20 protein-coding genes are annotated in these 18,376 nt (G+C 70.8%); 15 read left to right on the top strand and 5 right to left on the bottom strand.

Features of this window, described 5'->3' with window-relative positions:
• The first annotated feature begins 16 nt into the window (after positions 1–16).
• Genes CGL27_RS07015 through CGL27_RS06980 form a run of 8 tightly spaced genes read left to right on the top strand, consistent with a single transcriptional unit; the run spans position 17 to position 8,003 of the window.
• Entirely contained in the window at positions 17–853 is an 837-nt protein-coding gene (locus tag CGL27_RS07015; RefSeq protein ID WP_119985324.1) for an SDR family oxidoreductase, read from the top strand.
• 12 nt (positions 854–865) lie between these two features.
• Positions 866–1,954 (top strand): galactitol-1-phosphate 5-dehydrogenase, encoded by a 1,089-nt coding sequence (locus tag CGL27_RS07010; RefSeq protein ID WP_119985322.1) that lies wholly within the window; start codon positions 866–868, stop codon positions 1,952–1,954.
• The gene (locus tag CGL27_RS07005; protein ID WP_078645383.1) at positions 1,951–3,045 is read left to right on the top strand and encodes a zinc-dependent dehydrogenase; all 1,095 of its coding nucleotides are present in this window, start codon (positions 1,951–1,953) and stop codon (positions 3,043–3,045) included. Before CGL27_RS07010 ends, CGL27_RS07005 begins: the two co-directional genes overlap by 4 nt.
• Positions 3,046–3,049: 4 nt before the next feature.
• The gene (gene glpK, locus CGL27_RS07000; RefSeq protein ID WP_078645385.1) at positions 3,050–4,549 is read left to right on the top strand and encodes a glycerol kinase GlpK; all 1,500 of its coding nucleotides are present in this window, start codon (positions 3,050–3,052) and stop codon (positions 4,547–4,549) included.
• 56 nt (positions 4,550–4,605) lie between these two features.
• Positions 4,606–5,565: a shikimate dehydrogenase gene (locus CGL27_RS06995; protein ID WP_119985320.1), complete on the top strand. Its 960-nt coding sequence runs from the start codon at positions 4,606–4,608 to the stop codon at positions 5,563–5,565.
• Positions 5,562–6,143, top strand: a complete 582-nt coding sequence (locus tag CGL27_RS06990) for a glucose-6-phosphate isomerase (protein WP_078645388.1) — start codon at positions 5,562–5,564, stop codon at positions 6,141–6,143. The genes CGL27_RS06995 and CGL27_RS06990 overlap by 4 nt, the downstream gene beginning before the upstream one ends.
• Entirely contained in the window at positions 6,131–7,069 is a 939-nt protein-coding gene (locus CGL27_RS06985) for a phosphoglycerate dehydrogenase (RefSeq protein ID WP_205587631.1), read from the top strand. The genes CGL27_RS06990 and CGL27_RS06985 overlap by 13 nt, the downstream gene beginning before the upstream one ends.
• A 16-nt stretch (positions 7,070–7,085) precedes the next feature.
• Positions 7,086–8,003 carry a MurR/RpiR family transcriptional regulator gene (locus CGL27_RS06980; RefSeq protein ID WP_119985316.1) on the top strand — a complete coding sequence of 306 codons (918 nt, stop codon included), beginning with the start codon at positions 7,086–7,088 and terminating at the stop codon, positions 8,001–8,003.
• A gap of 13 nt (positions 8,004–8,016) precedes the next feature.
• On the opposite strand, the gene CGL27_RS51570 is transcribed toward CGL27_RS06980, so the two are convergent.
• Positions 8,017–8,370, bottom strand: a complete 354-nt coding sequence (locus CGL27_RS51570; RefSeq protein ID WP_240450381.1) for a hypothetical protein — start codon at positions 8,368–8,370, stop codon at positions 8,017–8,019.
• A gap of 350 nt (positions 8,371–8,720) precedes the next feature.
• A complete protein-coding gene (locus tag CGL27_RS06970; protein WP_119985314.1) occupies positions 8,721–9,530 on the bottom strand; it encodes a LysR family transcriptional regulator in 810 nt (269 codons plus the stop codon).
• A 68-nt stretch (positions 9,531–9,598) separates the two neighbouring features.
• Here CGL27_RS06970 and CGL27_RS06965 point away from each other — a divergent pair, with 68 nt between their 5' ends.
• Both CGL27_RS06965 and CGL27_RS06960 read left to right on the top strand, forming a co-directional pair.
• The gene (locus tag CGL27_RS06965; protein WP_119985313.1) at positions 9,599–10,495 is read left to right on the top strand and encodes an NAD(P)H-binding protein; all 897 of its coding nucleotides are present in this window, start codon (positions 9,599–9,601) and stop codon (positions 10,493–10,495) included.
• Positions 10,492–11,181, top strand: a complete 690-nt coding sequence (locus CGL27_RS06960; RefSeq protein ID WP_014058996.1) for an SDR family NAD(P)-dependent oxidoreductase — start codon at positions 10,492–10,494, stop codon at positions 11,179–11,181. Before CGL27_RS06965 ends, CGL27_RS06960 begins: the two co-directional genes overlap by 4 nt.
• Before the next feature lie 16 nt (positions 11,182–11,197).
• Here CGL27_RS06960 and CGL27_RS06955 read toward each other — a convergent pair whose 3' ends face one another.
• A complete protein-coding gene (locus CGL27_RS06955; protein WP_119985311.1) occupies positions 11,198–12,337 on the bottom strand; it encodes an acyl-CoA dehydrogenase family protein in 1,140 nt (379 codons plus the stop codon).
• Between the two features lie 201 nt (positions 12,338–12,538).
• On the opposite strand from CGL27_RS06955, the gene CGL27_RS06950 reads away from it, so the two are divergent.
• The 3 genes from CGL27_RS06950 (at position 12,539) to CGL27_RS06940 (ending at position 15,577) form a co-directional block, all read left to right on the top strand.
• Complete coding sequence (locus CGL27_RS06950; protein WP_078645399.1) at positions 12,539–12,979, top strand: Lrp/AsnC family transcriptional regulator; 441 nt, start codon at positions 12,539–12,541, stop codon at positions 12,977–12,979.
• A 378-nt stretch (positions 12,980–13,357) separates the two neighbouring features.
• Positions 13,358–14,545, top strand: coding sequence for an IS701 family transposase (locus CGL27_RS06945; RefSeq protein WP_119994274.1), 1,188 nt, complete (start codon positions 13,358–13,360; stop codon positions 14,543–14,545).
• Between the two features lie 429 nt (positions 14,546–14,974).
• Complete coding sequence (locus CGL27_RS06940) at positions 14,975–15,577, top strand: XRE family transcriptional regulator (protein WP_119985309.1); 603 nt, start codon at positions 14,975–14,977, stop codon at positions 15,575–15,577.
• A gap of 35 nt (positions 15,578–15,612) precedes the next feature.
• Here the strand turns inward: CGL27_RS06940 and CGL27_RS06935 are convergent, their stop codons facing one another.
• Positions 15,613–16,107 carry an Lrp/AsnC family transcriptional regulator gene (locus CGL27_RS06935; RefSeq protein WP_119985307.1) on the bottom strand — a complete coding sequence of 165 codons (495 nt, stop codon included), beginning with the start codon at positions 16,105–16,107 and terminating at the stop codon, positions 15,613–15,615.
• A gap of 108 nt (positions 16,108–16,215) precedes the next feature.
• Between CGL27_RS06935 and CGL27_RS06930 the strand changes: the two genes are divergently transcribed.
• Positions 16,216–16,680 carry a DUF2000 domain-containing protein gene (locus CGL27_RS06930; protein ID WP_119985305.1) on the top strand — a complete coding sequence of 155 codons (465 nt, stop codon included), beginning with the start codon at positions 16,216–16,218 and terminating at the stop codon, positions 16,678–16,680.
• Here CGL27_RS06930 and CGL27_RS06925 read toward each other — a convergent pair.
• Positions 16,652–17,620 carry a ketopantoate reductase family protein gene (locus CGL27_RS06925; RefSeq protein ID WP_119985303.1) on the bottom strand — a complete coding sequence of 323 codons (969 nt, stop codon included), beginning with the start codon at positions 17,618–17,620 and terminating at the stop codon, positions 16,652–16,654. The genes CGL27_RS06930 and CGL27_RS06925 overlap by 29 nt on opposite strands.
• 55 nt (positions 17,621–17,675) lie before the next feature.
• Between CGL27_RS06925 and CGL27_RS06920 the strand changes: the two genes are divergently transcribed.
• Complete coding sequence (locus CGL27_RS06920) at positions 17,676–18,305, top strand: CGNR zinc finger domain-containing protein (protein ID WP_119994273.1); 630 nt, start codon at positions 17,676–17,678, stop codon at positions 18,303–18,305.
• Positions 18,306–18,376 lie beyond the last annotated feature (71 nt).

Here is an 18,376-nt window from a genome sequence, read left to right as displayed (position 1 = left end):
ACCCCAAAGGGACAGCATGACCACCACCTATGAACCCGCTCCCGGCACGGCGCTTGAGGGCAAGGTCGCCATCATCACCGGTGGCGCCTCCGGCATCGGCGAGGCCGTCGGCCGGATCTTCGCGGCCAACCGGGCCAAGGTCCTCCTGGTCGACACCGACGGCAAACGACTCCAGCAGGTCGTCACCTCCATCCAGTCCCAGGGCGGCAGCTGCGTGGGCGTCGAAGCCGACGTCACCGAGGAAGACCAGGTCCAGAGCTTCTTCCGGACCGCCGTGGACGAGTGGGGGCAGGTCGATCTGCTCGTCAACAGCGCGGGCCGCGACTCTCTTTCACCCCCGGTGACCGAGGTGACGCTGGAGGAGTGGAACAAGACCATCGGCCCCAATCTGACCGCGGTCTTCCTGTGCTGCCGCGAGGCGTTCCGCATCATGGAGCAGCAGCCCACCGGCGGGCGCATCATCAATATGGGGTCGTCCTCGGCCCGGTTGGCCTCCGGCCCCGGCCACAGCCCCTACCGCGCCTCCAAGCACGGGATGATGGGATTCAGCAAGAACATTCTCCTTGAGGGCAAGGAGAAGAACATCGGTGTGACGGTGATCAACCCGTCCCACGTCAAGACCCCGATGACCGAGATCATCGACAAGGGCCTGTACGACGGCGACATCCCCGCCTACCTCGACGGCTGGCTGGACGACAAGGAACTCGCCGAGGGCATCCACGCCAGCTGCATCGACGTCGACAACGTCGCCGAGGTCTCCCTCTACGTGGCCACGCGCACGCCCGACGTCACCATCCCCCAGATCGCGCTCTACCCGACGCACAAGGCACACCGCTACGGCATGGAAGTCTGAGGCGGACGAGCGATGAAAGCAGCAGTACTGCAATCGAAGGGCGTCCTCACCCTCACCGACGTCCCTGCCCCCGCTCCCGTGGGCGACCGTTCCGTCCTCGTCCGCGTCGGCGGTGTCGGCGTGTGCGGCTCGGACGTGCTGAGATACGGCCGCGAGAAGGCGTATCACTATCCGCTCGTCCTGGGCCACGAGTTCTCCGCCGTGGTCGAGGAGGCGCCGGAGGGAAGCCGCTTCCGTCCCGGGGACCGCGCCGCGGTCTTCCCCCTTCTGCCCGACCCGGCCGACCCGATGACCCAGATCGGCGAGTACGCCGTAAGCACCGGCTACGACTACTACGGGTCGCGGCGCGATGGTGCGATGGCGGAGTTCCTCCAGGTGCCCGAGGCCAATCTGGTGCCGGTGGCGCGGGATGTGCCGCTGGTCCACGCCGCCATGGTGGAGCCCGCCGCGGTCGCCCTGCACGCCATGCTGAAGTTCCAGCTGCCCGCCCATGCCACCGCGCTGGTGATCGGCGCCGGACCCATCGGCGCGCTGGCCGCCCAATGGCTTCGCATCCTGGGCGCCAGCGAGGTGTACGTGGCCGATGTCGACGAGCGCAAGCGCGCGGTCATGGCCGGTCTCGGCTTCCCGGTCATCGACGCGTCCGCGGGTGACACGGTGGACGCGGTCCGTGAGCTGACCGGCGGCCGGGGCGTGGACTGCGCGGTGGAGGCGAGCGGTCTGTCCGCCACCCTCATCCAGGCCATCACCGCGGCGGCCCCGCTCGGCCAGGTCATGCTGCTCGGCGACCTGTCCGGCGATCTGACCCTGCCCCGCGCCCTGGTCTCCTCCATCCTCCGCCGTGAGCTGCGTGTCTACGGCACCTGGAACTCCAGGATCACCCCGGCCGGACGCAGCGAATGGGACATGGTGGTCCACCATCTGGGCCGCGATCTGAAGGTGGCGCCACTCATCAGCCACACCCCGAGCCTGGAGGAGGCACCGGCGATGTTCGCCGACATGCTGGAGCGCCGCACCTGGTACAACAAGGTCGTCTTCGCGGTCGCCGACCAGGCCCAGGCCGAGCTCATCCGGCCCGGTGTCGTGGGAGGTGTCGCATGAAGGCCGCCGTTCTGCGCCGACCCGGGGAGCTGGCGGTCGAGGACGTGCCCGAGCCCACCGTCGTCGGCGACGACCTGTTGGTGCGGGTCCGGGCGGCCTCCATCTGCGGCACCGACCTGCGCATCTTCAAGCACGGCCACTTCAAGATCCCGGACGGGCAGCGCCGGGTGCTGGGCCACGAGGTGGCGGGGGACGTGGTGGCGGCCGGGCCGCGGGTGTCCGCGTTCCACCCGGGCATGCGGGTCACCGTCACCCCGAACGTGGGCTGTGGCCGCTGCGACATGTGCCGCCACGGCTACAACAACATGTGCCCTGACTACGAGGCGTTCGGCATCAGCATCGACGGCGGCTTCCAGGAGCTGCTTCGGGTGCCCGGCTTCGCCGTCCAGCGCGGCAACGTCTTCGAGATCCCCGATGGTGTCTCGTACGCGGAGGCGGCCCTGGTGGAACCGTTCTCCTGCTGCTACAGCGGGCAGCGCGGGCTCCGGGTGGGCCCCGAGGACGTCGTGGTCATCACCGGCGCGGGTCCCATCGGCGCGTTCCATGTGCTGCTCGGCAAGCTCGCCGGGGCCCGCAAGGTGATCATCTCCAACCGCAGCCGCCCCCGGCTGGACCTCGCCGCCCGGCTCGGCGCCGATGTGTGCGTCGGGGTCCGCGAACAGGACCTGGCCGAGGTCGTCCGCGAGCACACCGACGGCCGGGGCGCGGACGTGGTCATCACGGCCGTGTCCGATCCCCAGGTGCAGGCGCAGGCGGCGGAGTTGCTCGCCCCGCACGGCCGGCTCAACTACTTCGCCGGCCTCGGCGCCGCGCGGACCATCCCGCTCGACACCAACGCCGTGCACTACAAGGGCCTCACCCTGACCGGGACGACCGGCTCGACCAACGGCGACTACGGCCGTTGTCTGCGGCTGGTCGGCGAGCGCCGCGTCGATCTGTCACCGCTGATCAGTGAGGTGTTCCCCCTGGAGAAGATCCACGACGCCTTCGGCTACGCGGCCTCCGGGGCCGGAATGAAGGCCATGGTCGCGTTCGACGGCGACCCCCACGCCACCACGACACGCCCCGTGGCTCCGGGGGAAGGCAGGTGACTCCATGACCCACCGCTACGTCATGGCCCTCGACGCCGGTACCACCAGCATCCGGGCCATCCTCTTCGACAAGGCGGGCGACATCGCCGCGGTCGCCAGCCAGGAGTTCCCCCAGATCTATCCGCAGCCCGGCTGGGTCGAGCACAACCCGCTCGACATCTGGAACACCCAGGTCACCGTCGCCAAGCAGGTGCTGGCCCAGGCCGAATGCGGCGCCGAGGACATCGCCGCGATCGGCGTCACCAACCAGCGCGAGACGGTGGTGATCTGGGACCGTGCCACCGGAGAGCCCATCCACCACGCGATCGTGTGGCAGGACCGCCGCACCGCCGCGCTGTGCGAGGAGCTCAAGGCCCGCGGCCTGGAGGAGCACGTCAAGCGGACCACCGGGCTGATCATCGACGCCTACTTCTCCGGCACCAAGGTGAAGTGGATCCTCGACAACGTCCCCGGCGCACGGCAGCGCGCCGACCGCGGCGAGCTCGCCTTCGGCACCGTCGACAGCTGGCTGATCTGGAACCTCACCGGCGGCGCCGCGCACGTCACCGACTACACCAACGCCTCGCGCACCATGCTGTTCGACATCACCCGTCTCGACTGGGACCAGCGGCTGCTCGACGAGCTCGACATCCCCCGCGCGATCCTGCCCGAGGTGCGCCCCACCAGCGAGGTCTACGGCCACACCGATGAGTCGGTGCTGCTCGGCGCCCGGATCCCGGTCGCCTCGGCCGTCGGCGACCAGCAGGGCGCGCTGTTCGGCCAGGCGTGCTTCGAGGTGGGCACGGTGAAGGCCACGTACGGCACCGGGGCCTCACTGGTCCTCAACACCGGCGAGGGCCCCGTCTTCAGCGACAGCGGCATGCTGACCACCATCGCCTGGGGCGTCGACGGCGGTGTGGAGTACGCACTGGAAGGTCTGATCTTCGTGGCCGCCGCCTCCATCCAGTGGCTGCGCGACGAGCTGCAGATCGTCTACGACGCCGAGGACACCGAGTACGCCGCCCGGGACGTTCCCGACACCAACGGCGTCTATGTCGTACCGGCCTTCGTCGGGCTCGCCGCCCCGTACTGGGACCAGTACGCCCGCGGCGCCATCCTCGGCCTGACCCGCGGCGCCAGCCGCAAGCACGTCATCCGCGCCACGCTGGAGTCCATCGCCTACCAGATCCGCGACGTCATCACCTGCATGGAGGCCGACTCGGGCATCTCCACCCGGGAGATCAAGGTCGATGGCGGAGCCACCGCCAACAACTTCCTCATGCAGTTCCAGGCCGACATCCTCGACGTCCCCGTACTGCGCCCCACCGTCATCGAGTCCTCGGCCCGCGGCGCGGCCTTTCTCGCCGGCCTGGCCACCGGGTTCTGGACGGACCGGGCCGAGCTGACCGACACCTTCCGGCTCGAGCGCCGCTTCGACTGCGCGATGGACCGCGCCCGGGCCGACCGGCTCTACGCGGGCTGGCAGAAGGCGGTGGGCTGCGCCCGGGACTGGGAGGAGCACTGACCCGGCCGCCCATCCGGCCCGTACCACCGCACGGCTCCGCAGAAGGAGAAACCCACATGCCGCGGACGTATCCCGCCGCCCGCCCGACGATGTACTTCATCGGCGTCACCACCACCAAGTCGTCCATCATGAAGGTCTTTCCGGCCTGGGCGCGCGAGCTGAACCTCGACGCCGTCATCGAGGGCATCGACCTTCCGCTGGACGACACCCCCGGCCACTACCGGGAGGTCGTCGACTTCATCAAGCACGACCCGCACTCGCTGGGCGCGCTGGTCACCACCCACAAGCTCAACCTCTACAAGGCCGCCCACGGCCTGTTCGACGGCGTCGGCCACGAAACCGAGCTGCTGGACGAGGTCAGCAGCATCTCCAAGCGCGGTGACCAGCTGTGGGGCCATGCCATGGACCCCCTCACCAGCGGCCTTGCCCTGGAGGCCATCGTGCCCGACGGCTACTGGTCCCGCACCGGGGGCGAACTGCTGCTGCTCGGGGCGGGCGGCTCCGCCCTCGCCCTCACCCTGTACCTGCACAACCGCGCGGCCGCCGGTGGCGACGTCCCCTCCCGCATCGTGGTCACGGGCCGCCGCGAGGCCCGGCTGCGCGAGATGCGCACCGTCCACGAACGCCTCGGCTTCACCATCCCCATCGACTACCAGCTCGCCCCCGAGCCGCGCGACAACGACGCCCAGCTGCGGACACTCGCTCCCGGCTCCGTCGTGGTCAACGCGACCGGACTCGGCAAGGACCGGCCCGGATCCCCGCTCACCGACGCCGCCCAGTTCCCCCAGGACGGTATCGCCTGGGACTTCAACTACCGCGGCGACCTGGTCTTCCTGGACCAGGCACGGGCCCAGCAGGGCGCCCGCGAGCTGAACGTGGTCGACGGCTGGCTGTACTTCATCCACGGCTGGACCCGCGTCATGGCCGAGGTCTTCCACCTCGACATCCCCACCCACGGCCCCACCTTCGAGCGGCTGTCCCGCATCGCCCGCGACGTCACCAAGGAGAACGCATGAGCGCCACCGCCCCCCGCCCGGCCGTCGTCACCGACTTCAGCCTCGTCACCGGACTCTCCCAGAGCAAGAAGCCGCTCCAGCGCCGCATCTCCGCCATGGCCGGGATGTACGCCGACCAGGAGGCCGCGCGGCGCCTGGCCGAAGAGGACGTCCTGGTCTACGAGTTCTTCGACATGGGCGTCCCCCAGAGCCCGGGCGAGGTGGCCTACGGCACCAGCATCACCTACCCGGGCAAGGTCGGCGACGAGTACTTCATGACCAAGGGCCACTTCCACTCCGTGCTCGACACCGCCGAGATCTACTACTGCCTGCGCGGCCGGGGCCTGATGATGATGGAGAACCCCGAGGGCGATGTGCAGTGGGAGGAGTTCACCCCCGGCAAGGGCGTCTACGTCCCCGGCCGGTATGCCCACCGCTCCATCAACACCTCGCCCGACGAGCCGCTGATCACCTTCTTCGCCTTCCCCGGCCACGCCGGACACGACTACGGCACCATCGAGTCCAAGGGCTTCCGCAAGATCGTGGTGGAGCGCGACGGCGCCCCGGCGGTCGTGGACAACCCGAAGTGGGCCCAGTGACGGCCCGGATCGCCGTGACGCCCCGCTCGCTGTCCCAGGGCGGTCACCCCGCGCTGGCCGCCCTGGAGGCGGCGGGCTACGACGTGGTCTTCCCCACCCCCGGGCGCCAGCCCACCCGGGAGGAACAGCTGCGGTTCCTGCCCGCGTGCGTCGGCTATCTCGCCGGGGTCGAGCCCATCACCCGCGAGGTGCTGGCCGCGGCCCCCGTACTCAAGGTCATCAGCCGCAACGGGGTCGGAGTCGACTCCGTCGACCTGACCGCCGCCGCCGAGCAGGGGGTGGCCGTCGAGACCGCCGCCGGAGCCAACGCCCAGGGCGTCGCCGAACTCGCCATCGCCCTCCTGCTCGCCGGGCTGCGCCGCATCCCACCGCAGGACGCGGCCCTCAAGGCCGGGAGATGGCAGCGGATCGAGGGCCGGGAAGTGGTGGGACGCACCCTCGGCGTCGTGGGGTGCGGGCAGATCGGCCGCCGGGTCGTCCGGCTCGGACTCGGGCTCGGCATGTCCGTACGCGCCTTCGACGCGTTCCCCGACCCGGAGTTCACCCCCGCCGGGGACTTCTCGTACACCACGCTGGAGGACCTGCTCGCCCGCTCGGACGCGGTGACCCTGCACTGTCCGCCCGCGGAGCGGCCACTGATCGACAAGGGCGCCATCGCGGCCATGCGGCCCGGTGCCCATCTGGTCAACACCGCCCGCTCGAGCCTGGTCGACGACGGCGCGGTCCTCGAGGCCCTCGCCGGGGGCAGGCTCATCGGGTACGCCACCGATGTGTACGACCAGGAGCCGCCCGCGCCCCAGGAGCTGCTGCGTCATCCGCAGGTGATCACCACACCCCATATCGGGGGGTACACCGGGGAGAGTGTGGAGCGCGCCACCCGCGCGGCCGTGGAGAATCTGCTACGGGTACTTAACCCCCCTTCCTGAGACCACGGAGCGAGTCATGGCTGTCCCGGCGGATGAGGCCGGCAATGTGCTGCACCTCATCACCAGCAAGCTGCCCTACCTACCGGGCGCGCTGCGCCAGATCGGCGAGTATCTGCTGGCCCACCCCCAGCAGGCGCAGTCGATGACCATTTCGCAGCTCGCCTCGGCCTGTGGAGTGGCCGAGTCGACGGTCTCCCGGTTCGTCCGCGAGCTGCGCATGGACAGCTATCACTCGCTCCGCCTCAGCCTCGCCGAGGCCACCTTCGCCACCCGGCGGGCCGGCGCGGGCCGGGACGAGGAGTTCGTCTACGAGGGCATCCTCCGCGGCGACGAGCCCCCTGCCATCGTGGGCAAGATCGAGCGCAGCAGCCGCCAGACGCTGGCACAGACCGCCAAGCAGGTCAGCGGCGACGCCATCAGCCGCGCCGTCGACCTGCTGCACGACGCGGACGCGGTGGTGTTCTGCTGCATGGGCTCCTCCAGCATCGCCGCGGAGGAGGGGGTCATGCGGTTCACCCGGGCGGGCAAGAAGTGTCTGCTCTACCGCGACCAGAGCGTGCAGGTCATGCTGGCCACCATCCTGACGCCGCGGGATGTGCTGATCGGCATCAGCGACTCCGGCAAGTCCACCGCGATCGTGGACGCCATGCGGCTCGCCCGGCAGACCGGAGCCACCTCGATCGGCATCACCTCGGCCCAGGACAGCCCGCTGGCGGAGCTCAGCGACGTACCGCTGTTCACCTCGAACGTCACGGGGGAGGGGCTGTACGGGGAGTCCGTCACCTCCAAATGGGGCCAGCTCCTGCTGATCGACATCCTCTACGCCACCTACGCGGCGCGCCACTTCGACGACACGCTCCAGCACCTCAAGGAGACCTACGAGGCGGGCATCCGCCACTCCCGTTCCCCCGGAAGCCCGCCGACGGAGAACTGACCCCCGGGGCCGGTCACCTGGACACGATGTGCAGGATCGCCGTGCCGTCCTCGCCGGCCGCCATCTGGATCACCACGGCGCCGGGCTGAGCGGCCGGCCGCATGGTGTCCACCCTGCCGCACGAGTTGCTGCGGCCGTGGTCGCGCAGCACGGTGATGCACCCCTGGCCCGGACCGCTCGCCCCGCCCTGGGACCGGCCATTGCCCGACTTCACCGTGTACTCGACCTTGTTCGGCCCGATCTCGGTCACCGTCAGCGTCGCCGGACCGGCCGGGCTCGTGAACCGGACCGTCACCGGACCGGACACCGCGATCTCGCAGTTGCCGTCCGCACAGGCGGCGACATCACGCCCGTCCGCCGCCGACACGGAGGGTTTCGCCGAGGCGCTGCGACCGCCGGACGGGCTTTTCGAGGGCGGCGCGGAACGGGACGCCGACGGCTGGTCATCGCGCGAGGGCGCCCCGTCGGTCTCGTCCGAGCCACCGCAGCCGGCCACGGCCACAGCGGTCAGTACCGCCAGCCCAAGACCCACTCCCGGCCGACGCGCTCGTAGCCTTCGCGCCCTGCGTACCGATGTCGTCGCGGCCATGATGTCCCCCGTGTTCCCGTCGATGCGTGCCAAGGTACCCGCCGCTCGCGCGATCGCTCCCGCAGGACGCCGATCCGGGTCGCGCGCCGCCTCGTCTGCCGTAGCCCACGGACCTGTCCGCCGGTCGCTCAGGTGGCCCGCAGCGTCGCGGTGGCGATTTCCAGGAAGTCGCGCAGCACCTTCTCCCGCCGGTCCGCGAGGACGGCCAGGCAGGTCTCGACCGACGGGGCGTCCGTGACGGGGAGGTGGACGAGGTCGGGGCGGGAGTAGGACCGCGCGACGCTCAGCGGGACGAGCGCGATGCCCTGCCCGGAGGCGATGAGCTCGAACTTCTCTTCGAGCGACGACGTCCGTCGCGTCGGCGCGTCGAGCATCCGCTCACCGTCGAGGTCGGCGTAGGTGAGCTCCTGACGGAAGGCCAGCGGATGCGTCGCGGGCATACAGGCCACCCTGGTCTCGTGACCGATGGGGATGATGCGCAAGTCCGAGTGGTCGAACGGCCGCCGCAGGTAGGCGACTTGGGCCCGGCCGTCCCGGAGCGGCGCGTCCTGCTCCCACCAGCGCACCGGGACGACGTCGGTCTCGACGTCCGGGTGGCGCGATGAGAACGCCCGGATCGCCTCCGACACATGCAGCCCGGAGCAGAAGGCCACCACGAGCCGCTGGACGCCCCGATCCACGTCGTGCACGCTCCGCACCGCCGACGCGACGGTCGCGAGGATCCGCTGTGCCTCCTCGTAGAGCCGCTTCCCGGCATCGGTCAGCTCCACGCTGCGGGTGGTCCGGACGAGCAGAGTGCACTCCATTTCCTGCTCGAAGGCCCTGATCTGGCGGCTGAGGACCGGCTGGGCTATGTAGAGCTGTTCCGCCGCCCGGCCGAAGTGCCGGTGCTCGGCCACCGCGACGAAGTAGCGGAGCTTGCGCAGATCGAGATCCATGCCCTGAAGGTATCAATCGCCGGGAAGGGTATTGGACGCCCGCAGGTGGCCGCCCCGAGACTCAAAGCATGATCGTCATCACCGCTCCCACCGGCCAGATCGGCGGCCGGCTCCTGGACATCCTGCTCAACGAGGCCCCCGATCGCGGCGAAGAGCTGCGGGTCATCGTGCGCGACCCCGCGAGGCTCCCCGACGCGGTCCGTGCCCGCGTCGACGTCGTCATCGGCTCGCACGGCGACGCCGAGGTCGTCGACCGGGCCTTCGCCGGCGCGGACGCCGTCTTCTGGCTGGTCCCGCCGGACCCGCGGGCACCGAGCCTGGACGCCGCGTACTCCGGGTTCACCCACGCCGCCGCGAAGGCGTTCACGGCCCGCGGAGTCGGACACGTCGTCGGCGTCTCGGCGCTGGGCCGCGGCACCCCCGTCGCCGGCCGCGCCGGCCATGTGACGGCGTCGCTGGCCATGGACGACCTCATCGCGGGCACCGGCGTGGCCTACCGGGCGCTCGCCTGCCCGTCCTTCATGGACAACCTGCTGCGGCAGCTCGCTTCGATCCGCGACGCCGGTGTGTACACCGACACCGCCGCCCCCGACCGCACAGCGCCGACGGCCGCCACCCGGGACATCGCCGCGGTCGCCGCCGGCCTGCTGCTCGACCGCTCGTGGACGGGGACGGGCGAGGTCCCGGTGCTGGGCCCCGAGGACCTTTCGGCGAACGACATGGCGCGCATCATGTCCGACGTGCTCGGCCGCCCGGTCCGCTACGAGCCCCAGTCGCTCGAGGACTTCCACGCCGGACTCGCCGGACGCGGTCTCGGGGACGCGCTCGTGGAGGGCTACGTCAACATGGCGTACTCCAAGAACAACGGCCTCGACGACGGCGTGCCGCGCACCCCTCGGATCACCAGCCCCACGACCTTCCGCGAGTGGTGCGAGCAGGTCCTCAAGCCGGAGGTTCAGGCATGAGCGCCAAGACCGCTCTCATCGTCGGGGCGTCCCGCACTCTCGGACTCGCCCTCGCCACCGAGTACGCGCACCGCGGCTGGAACGTCATCGGGACCGTCCGGGGCGATCGGCGCACCGGCCTCCACGACCTGGCCGAGGCGTCCGGCGGACGGGTCACCGTCGAGTCGCTGGACATGACGGCGCCGGAGCAGATCGCCGCGCTGCGCGAGCGTCTGGCGGAGCGCACGCTCGACCTGCTGTTCGTGAACGCCGGTATCACCCGGGGCAACATTCCGATCGGCGACGTGCCGACCGAGATGTTCGTCGAGGTCATGGTCACCAACGCGCTCAGCCCGATGCGCGTGGTCGAGTCCCTCCGCTCGCTGGTCGCGCCGACCGGGACCATCGGCGTCATGTCCTCGCGCCAGGGCAGCGTCGGCTTCAACACCAGGGGCGGTCAGGACGTCTACCGCGCCAGCAAGTCCGCCCTGAACCAGCTGATGCGCAGCTACGCCGCCCGCTACGCCGACGCCGCGCACACGCTGCTGCTCATGTGCCCCGGCCATGTCCGCACCGAACTCGGCGGACCGGAGGCGCCGCTGACCATCGACCAGTCCATCCCGGGCGTGGTGGACACGATCGACCGCCACAGCGGCGAACCGGGCCTGCGGTACCTCAACTACCAGGGCCAGACCGTGCCCTGGTAGTTGAGGCCGGGGCGGGTCAGTGGGCGAGCTGGCGGCTGATGATCAGCCGCTGGATCTGGTTGGTGCCCTCGAAGATCTGCATGATCTTCGCTTCGCGCATATAGCGCTCCACGGGGAAGTCGCGGGTGTATCCATAGCCGCCGAAGACCTGGACGGCGTCCGTGGTGACCTTCATGGCGGCGTCGGTCGCCGTCAGCTTGGCGACGCTCGCCTGGCGGGTGTACGGGCGTCCGCGGTCACGGCGGCGGGCGGCGTCCACGTAGGTGGCGCGCGCGGAGTCGACGGCGGCGGCCATATCGGCCAGCAGGAAGCCGAGCCCTTGGTGGTCGATGATTCTGCGGCCGAAGGTGGTGCGTTCGTGGGCGTAGGCGGTCGCGGCGTCCAGCGCGGCCTGGGCCAGCCCGGTGGCGCAGGCGGCGACGCCCAGCCGGCCGGAATCCAGGGCGCTGAAGGCGATCTGGAGTCCCTGGCCCTCGGCGCCGATGAGCCGGTCGGTGGCGAGCAGCGCGTCGTCCCAGAAGGCCGAGGTGGTGGGGATGGCGTGCAGGCCCATCTTGTCCTCGGGCCGGCCGAAGGTGAGGCCGTCGGTGTGTCCGGGCGCGAAGAAGCAGGAGATGCCGTCGCCGCCCGGACCGGTGCGGGCGAACAGGGCGTAGAAGTCCGCCTTGCCGCCGTGGGTGATCCACGCCTTGGCGCCGGTGATCCGATAGCCGTCGGGGGCCTTGTCGGCGCGGCAGGTCAGGGCCGCCGCGTCGGACCCGGCCTGCGGCTCGGACAGGCTGTAGCCACCGATGAGACGGCCGCTGAGGATGTCCTCCGCCCAGCGCCCGCGCTGGTCGGAGGTGCCGAACGTCAGGAGGGGGAAGGCAGCGAGGGTGTGGACGCTGGTCGCGATGGCGACGGCGGCCCAGCGGGCGGCCAGCTCTTCGAGGACCTGGAGGTAGACCTCATAGGGCTGGCCGCCTCCGCCGAACTCCTCCGGGTAGGGCAGACCCAGCAGCCCGGTCTCGCCCAGCAGGCGGAACAGCCCCTCGGGATAGCTCTCGGTGCGCTCGTGCTCCTCGACGCGGGGGGCCAGCTCCTTGTCGGCGATCTCGCGGACGAGGTCGAGCAGATCCTCCGCCTCGCGGGTGGGAAGCAGACGGTCGACAGGCATGAAGGGCGCTCCTGGGGTACGAACGGGGCGAGGTCTTCGACGTTCATGGGTCCGGGCCTAGGACAGCAACACCCTCCGGGCGAGCACAAGTAAGTTGCGGTTGATCGCCCAGAAGACGCAAACTGAAGCGGCGAGTGGCCGGGTGGACGAAAAGAATTTGCGCGGATGTGCGGTGTACGCGGGTCGCGGAACGGAGTGGCGATGCCCGAGTTCGACGACGTGGACCGCCAGTTGCTGCGCATGCTGCGCGAGGACGGACGGCGCACCTTTTCCGAGATGGCACCCGAGGTGGGGCTGTCGGTGGCCGCGGTCAAACGCCGCGTGGACCGGCTCAAGGACAGCGGGGTGATCAAGGGCTTCACCGTGCAGATCGACCACACCAAGCTCGGCTGGGGCATCGAGGCGTTCGTGGAGCTGTCCTACACCGGTACGACCCCGGTCGGGGAGATCGTCCGTACCGCCTACACGGTCCCCGAGGTGCAGGCCGTCTTCACCATCGCCGGCGACCCCGACGCCCTGGTGAACGTCCGGGTGCGGGATATCGAGCATCTGCAGCAGGTCATCGACGCCCTGCGCCGGGTCGGACAGGTCACCGGGACCAGGACGCTGATGGTGCTGGGGTCGTGGACACGCAATGACTGACCGCTGATCGCGCGCCAGGCCCTGTCCGGCGGATCTTCGCGGGCCCGCGACGCCTGGCACGGCGCCCCCAGCTACCGCTGGGAGGTGCCCCCTGCACCAGACGCCGCGGGCCCCGCGGCGGCAGCCGCTGATGTCACAGGCGCGAAGATCCACCGGACAGGGCCTAGTACTCCAGCAGCGTTTCGCTATCTGGCCTGGTCAGGGGTGTCGTCCGGAGTGTAGTGGGCTGGTGGTGTGTCAGGGGCGGTCTTGCCGGACCGCTCCTCCAACGAGTGGATCGGGGAAATGGCCGGGCTGTGATACGGACAGCCTCCCAACGTGATCGACGAACATGCGGACGCGGCCTGGGAACGAGAACTCGACGACCTCTTCCTCTGCATCGGCCACCGGTTTGGCCGTGCCGACCTGCGGCGCCGGATGCGGGACTATGTGCGGGGCCTGCTCGCCCCTGTCGGCCGCAAGAACGGCTGGCAACTGGCCGAGTTCGCCGGGCATCGCACCCCCGATGGCCTCCAGCGGTTGCTGAATGGAGCAACCTGGAACGCCGCCGACGTCCGCGACGACCTGCAGTCATATGTCGCCAGGCACCTCGGCGATGACGGCGGGGTGCTCGTCATCGATGACACCGGCTTCATCAAGAAGGGCACCACCTCGGCCGGAGTGCAGCGCCAATACTCCGGCACCGCCGGCCGCACCGAGAACTGCCAGATCGGTGTCTTCGCCGCCTACGCCACCAGCACCGGACGGGCGTTGGTGGACCGGGAGCTGTACTTGCCCAGGTCGTGGACGGACGACCGCGAGCGCTGCCGGGCGGCGAAAGTCCCCGACGAACGCGGCTTCGCCACCAAGGGAGAGCTGGCCAAGCGCCTCGTACTGCGTGCCCTGGCCTCCGATCTCCCCCTCGCCTGGGTGGCCGCGGACGCCGCCCATGGGCAAGAGGGACGCTTCCGCCGTCTGCTGGAGCAGTCCGGTCTCGGCTATGTGCTCGCAGTGCCCAAGTCCCAGCAGGTCTTCGGCCCGCGCATCGACCACCTCTTCGCTCAGGCTCCCGTGGAGGCATGGGAGCCGATCTCGTGCGGCGACGGGGCCAAGGGGCCGCGGCTCTACCACTGGGCGGCACTGGAATTGCCCACGGTGGCCGAGTTCGACTACCAGGGCGATGTTCCCGTCCGTCGGCGGTGGGCACTGGCCCGCCGCAATCCCAGCAAGCCCGAGGAGATCGCGTATTTCCTCGCCTACGCCCCACGGGAGGCCGCGGTGGCCGACCTGGTGCGGATCGCCGGGATGCGCCGGCAGATCGAGGAGTGCTTCCAGGCCGCGAAGAACGAGTGCGGCCTGGACCAGTACGAGGTCCGCCGTTACATCGGCTGGTACCGGCACATCACCCTGGCCATGCTTGCCCATGCCTACCTCGCGGTCATGGCGGCCGACGCGGGAGCAAAGGGGGGTGCAGAAACGCTTCCGGCCCCCTGGCTCCGCTCACCGTGGCAGAAGTCCGGCGGCTCCTGGCGCCTCGCCTCACCGGGAACCGCCGACCCGACCGGTCGCTTCGCGCGCACATGCTGAACTGGTCACGCTGGCGCCGCAGGCGCCAGCTCGTCGCCCGCCACTGCCACTACCGGCGACGACTCCACTCGTTGGAGGGGCACTCCGGCAAGACCGCCCCTGACACACCACCAGCCCACTACACTCCGGACGACACCCCTGACCAGGCCAGATAGCGAAACGCTGCTGCAGTACTAGGCCCTGTCCGGTGGATCTTCGGGCCTGTGACATCAGCGGCTGCCGCCGCGGGGCCCGCGGCGTCTGGTGCAGGGGGCACCTCCCAGCGGTAGCTGGAGGAGCATCGCAAGGCGGAGGGTCGTCCTCGTACCGGGTCGTACTCGGACGATCCCGACAACGCGGCCGGGGGCACCTCCCAGCGGTAGCTGGGGGCGCCGTGCCAGGCGTGGCGGGCCCGCGAAGATCCGCCGGACAGGGCCTAGGATGCGGTGGATGGCGGCAGACGCGGGGGACGACGACAAGGCGCTGGAGCGGATCATCGCGGTCCGGGCGCGGGAGTACCGGCAGGCGGCCGGGGCGTCGGTCGGTGGGATGGCCCAGCGGGTGGGCATATCGAAGGCCATGCTGTCCAAGATCGAGAACGCCCAGACGGCCTGCAGCCTCACCACCCTCTCCCGGCTCGCGCGCGGCCTGGGCGTGCCGGTCACCGCGCTCTTCCGCGGGATGGACGACGAGCGCGAGGCGGTCTTCGTCCCGGCCGGCCACGGCGCCCGCATTGCGCGCCGCGGCACCCGGATCGGCCATGAGTACGCCCTGCTCGGCGCCCTGCGCGGCAGCAATCAGCGGATGGAGGCGCTGGAGGTCACCCTCACCGAGTCCAGCGAGGTCTTCCCGCTCTTCCAGCACGGCGGCACCGAGCTGATCTACATGCTCGAGGGCGTCATGGTCTACGGCCACGGCAAGTCCAGCTACACGCTCGGGGCCGGTGACGCCCTCCAGTTCGACGGCGAGGCACCGCACGGCCCGGAGAAGCTGATCACCCTGCCCATACGGTTCCTGACCGTGACGGCCTTCGGCGACACCCCGCACCACTGACCCATCCCATCCCATCCCGTCCCCTCCCCGGCCCGCTACCGCCTCCGGCGGGAGGGCGCCGGGCGCTCGGTGGGGGCGGGGTCGATACAGCGCGACTGGGCGTGTTCGTAGACCATCGTGCTCTGCACATCCGCCACCTCGCGGCGCTCGGTGAGGCGGTCGATGACGAACGCGTACAGCCCATTGGTGTCCGGCACCGCCACATGGATGAGGAAGTCATGGGCGCCGGAGGTGACGAACAGACCGATGGTCTCCGGTAGCTGGGCGGCCCATTCGCGGAAGCCCTCGATGACCGGCCGGGACGGCGGGCGGATCCGCACCGAGATCAGTGCCTGGACCGGGCGGCCGACCGCCTCCAGGTCGACGGCGGCGTGATAGCCGCTGATGATGCCGCGCTCCCGCAGCGCCCGGACCCGCTCCAGGGAGGTCGACGGCGAGACCCCCGTCCGCTGGGCCAGCTCGCGATTGGTCTGGCGTGCATCGTTCTGCAGCTCCCGCAGAAGAGCGCGGTCGAGTGCATCAAGTTCCACGAATGCGCTCCTTTGCCTGAGGAAATTCGGCGGGCCGTGCCGCGGCTCGGATGGATGGGTACCGTCCACCACATCCACCACATTAGCCATCGACAAGGAGTGCCGCTCGTGTCCGTTCCCCAGCTGACCGACGAGGATGTCCGCACCGATCAGTCCACCCGGCAGGCGAAGCTGAAGTGGGTGATCGTCGTGGCCGAGGAACTGCCGGCGGGCCGGGCGGTGAACGCCGCCGCCTGCATGGCCGCAGCCGTCGGCCGGGCGATGCCGGAGCTGCTGGGGCCGGACGGCAGGGACGGGTCCGGCGCCGGCCACCCGGGGCTGCCGTGGGCCGGCTGCTCGATCCTGGTCGCCGGCCCGGACACGCTGCGCGAGCTGCGCGCGAAGGCCGCCGGGAAGGACGACCTGTTCCTCGTCGACATGCCCGGGCAGGCCCAGACGTCACGGGTCTACGACGAGTACCTCGACAGCCTGGCCGGTACCAAGACGGAGGACCTCGACTATCTCGCGCTCAGCCTCGTCGGCCCGCGGAACAGGGTGAGCAAGCTCATCGGGAAGCTGCCCCTGCTGCGCTGACATCCGCGCCGCCGCTCGCGGCCGGGTCGCCCAGGGCGTACGGGGAGAGGATGTCGGCGATGGCCCGGTTGCGCGGCGTCGCGACGCCCAGCTCGGCGCCGAGGTCGGCCACCGCCCCGCTGAGCCAGCCGAGTTCGAGCCGGTTGCCGCGCAGCAGGTCGTTGTGCATGGAGGACGTCATCGCGGCGGGCAGCGTGTCGCAGAAGGCGAGCCGGTCGTCGGCGAAACCGGGGTCCAGGGCCACTCCCTTGGCCCGTCCCACGGCGACCACCTCGTGCATCACCTCATGCAGCAGGGTCCGCGACCCGGGATCCCCGCGGACCACCCCGATCGGCTGCCGCACCGCCGACGTCGTCCCGGAAAGGCCCACCAGGAAGACGAACTTCTCCCAGATGGTGCGCTCGATGTCCGCGCTGATCTCGGCGTCGATACCGGCCGCCACGGCGCGGTCGAGGAAAGCGCGGGCGCGCGGGGACTCCGTACGGTCGTACTCGCCGAACACCAGCCGCCGCAGTGTGCCGTTGTGCACCACCACCCCGGGCTCCTCGATGAACGCCGAGATATAGCCGACCCCGCCGAGGACGGACCCGGCCGGCAGATGGCGGCGCAGCACCGTGTCCTTCTGGACCCCGTTCTGGAACGACACGACGGCGGCGCCGCCTTCGGCGAGGGGCGCCAGCTGCCGGGCGACGTCCTCGGTGTCCCACAGCTTCACCGCCACCATGACGAGGTCCGGGGCCTCCAGGTCGGAGACGGCCGGCACCACCGCCTCGGACGGCACCCGCAGATCGCCCAGCGGGCTGCGCACCGTCAGCCCCTTCTCCCGGATCGCCGCGAGATGGCGGCCCCGGGCCACGAAGGTGACATCGTCACCCGCCGCGGCGAGCCGCGCGCCGAAGTATCCGCCGACGCCACCCGCGCCGATGACCGCGATCCGCATGATGTGTCCTCACCCTCAGCCGCTTGGTAACCCTTCGGACGGTTACTATATGCGGATGGATTCCTCGACGGAGCCGGTCCCACGGCCGCGGGTGACCGCCCGGCTGCGGGCACTGCGCTTCGACGCAGGCAGCCTCGCCCTGAATCTCGTCGCGACCCTGGGGCGGCGCACCAGCGCCCCGGTCGAGCGCCTCGGCACCCTCGACCGGCTGCGGGAGTGGTGCGACGGCGTCGGGCTGCGGCCGCACGACGAGGCCGTCACCGATGAGCTCCTCACCGAGCTGTGGACGCTGCGCGAGGCGGCGTACGACGTGGTGGCGGCGGTGGTTTACGGCCGGCCCCCGTCGGCCGTGTCCGTGGCGCTGCTCAACGACCGGGCGCGCCCCGCCCCGCCGCAGCCGCTGCTGATAGCCGCCGGCACCGGCGTCGGGGTCGACGGCGCCGATCGCCCCCTGTCCGGGCGGGAGCTGCAGTCGGTCGTCGTCCGCGACCTCATCGCGGTGCTCGGAGACCCGGAGCGGCGCGCGGCGCTCCGGGTGTGCGACGCCTCGCTGTGCACGATGGTCTACCTCGACCACACGCCGAGCGGACGGCGCCGGTGGTGCTCCATGCGGCTGTGCGGCAACAGCGCCAAGGCCGCGAAACACCGCGAGCGGCGGGCAGCCGCCACCCCGGCCGGCTCCTGACGCCCCCGGCGCTCCCAGGGCCGTTGTTTCCGGTGCGCCGCCCGGGGCACCCGAGGTGGCCGGAGGAGTGC

The organism is Streptomyces sp. 11-1-2 (assembly GCF_003595545.1).
In the GTDB taxonomy this organism is placed as follows: domain Bacteria; phylum Actinomycetota; class Actinomycetes; order Streptomycetales; family Streptomycetaceae; genus Streptomyces; species Streptomyces hygroscopicus_B.
Note: the sequence above shows the minus strand (reverse complement) of the source record. Positions and strands in the feature narration are given on the sequence as shown.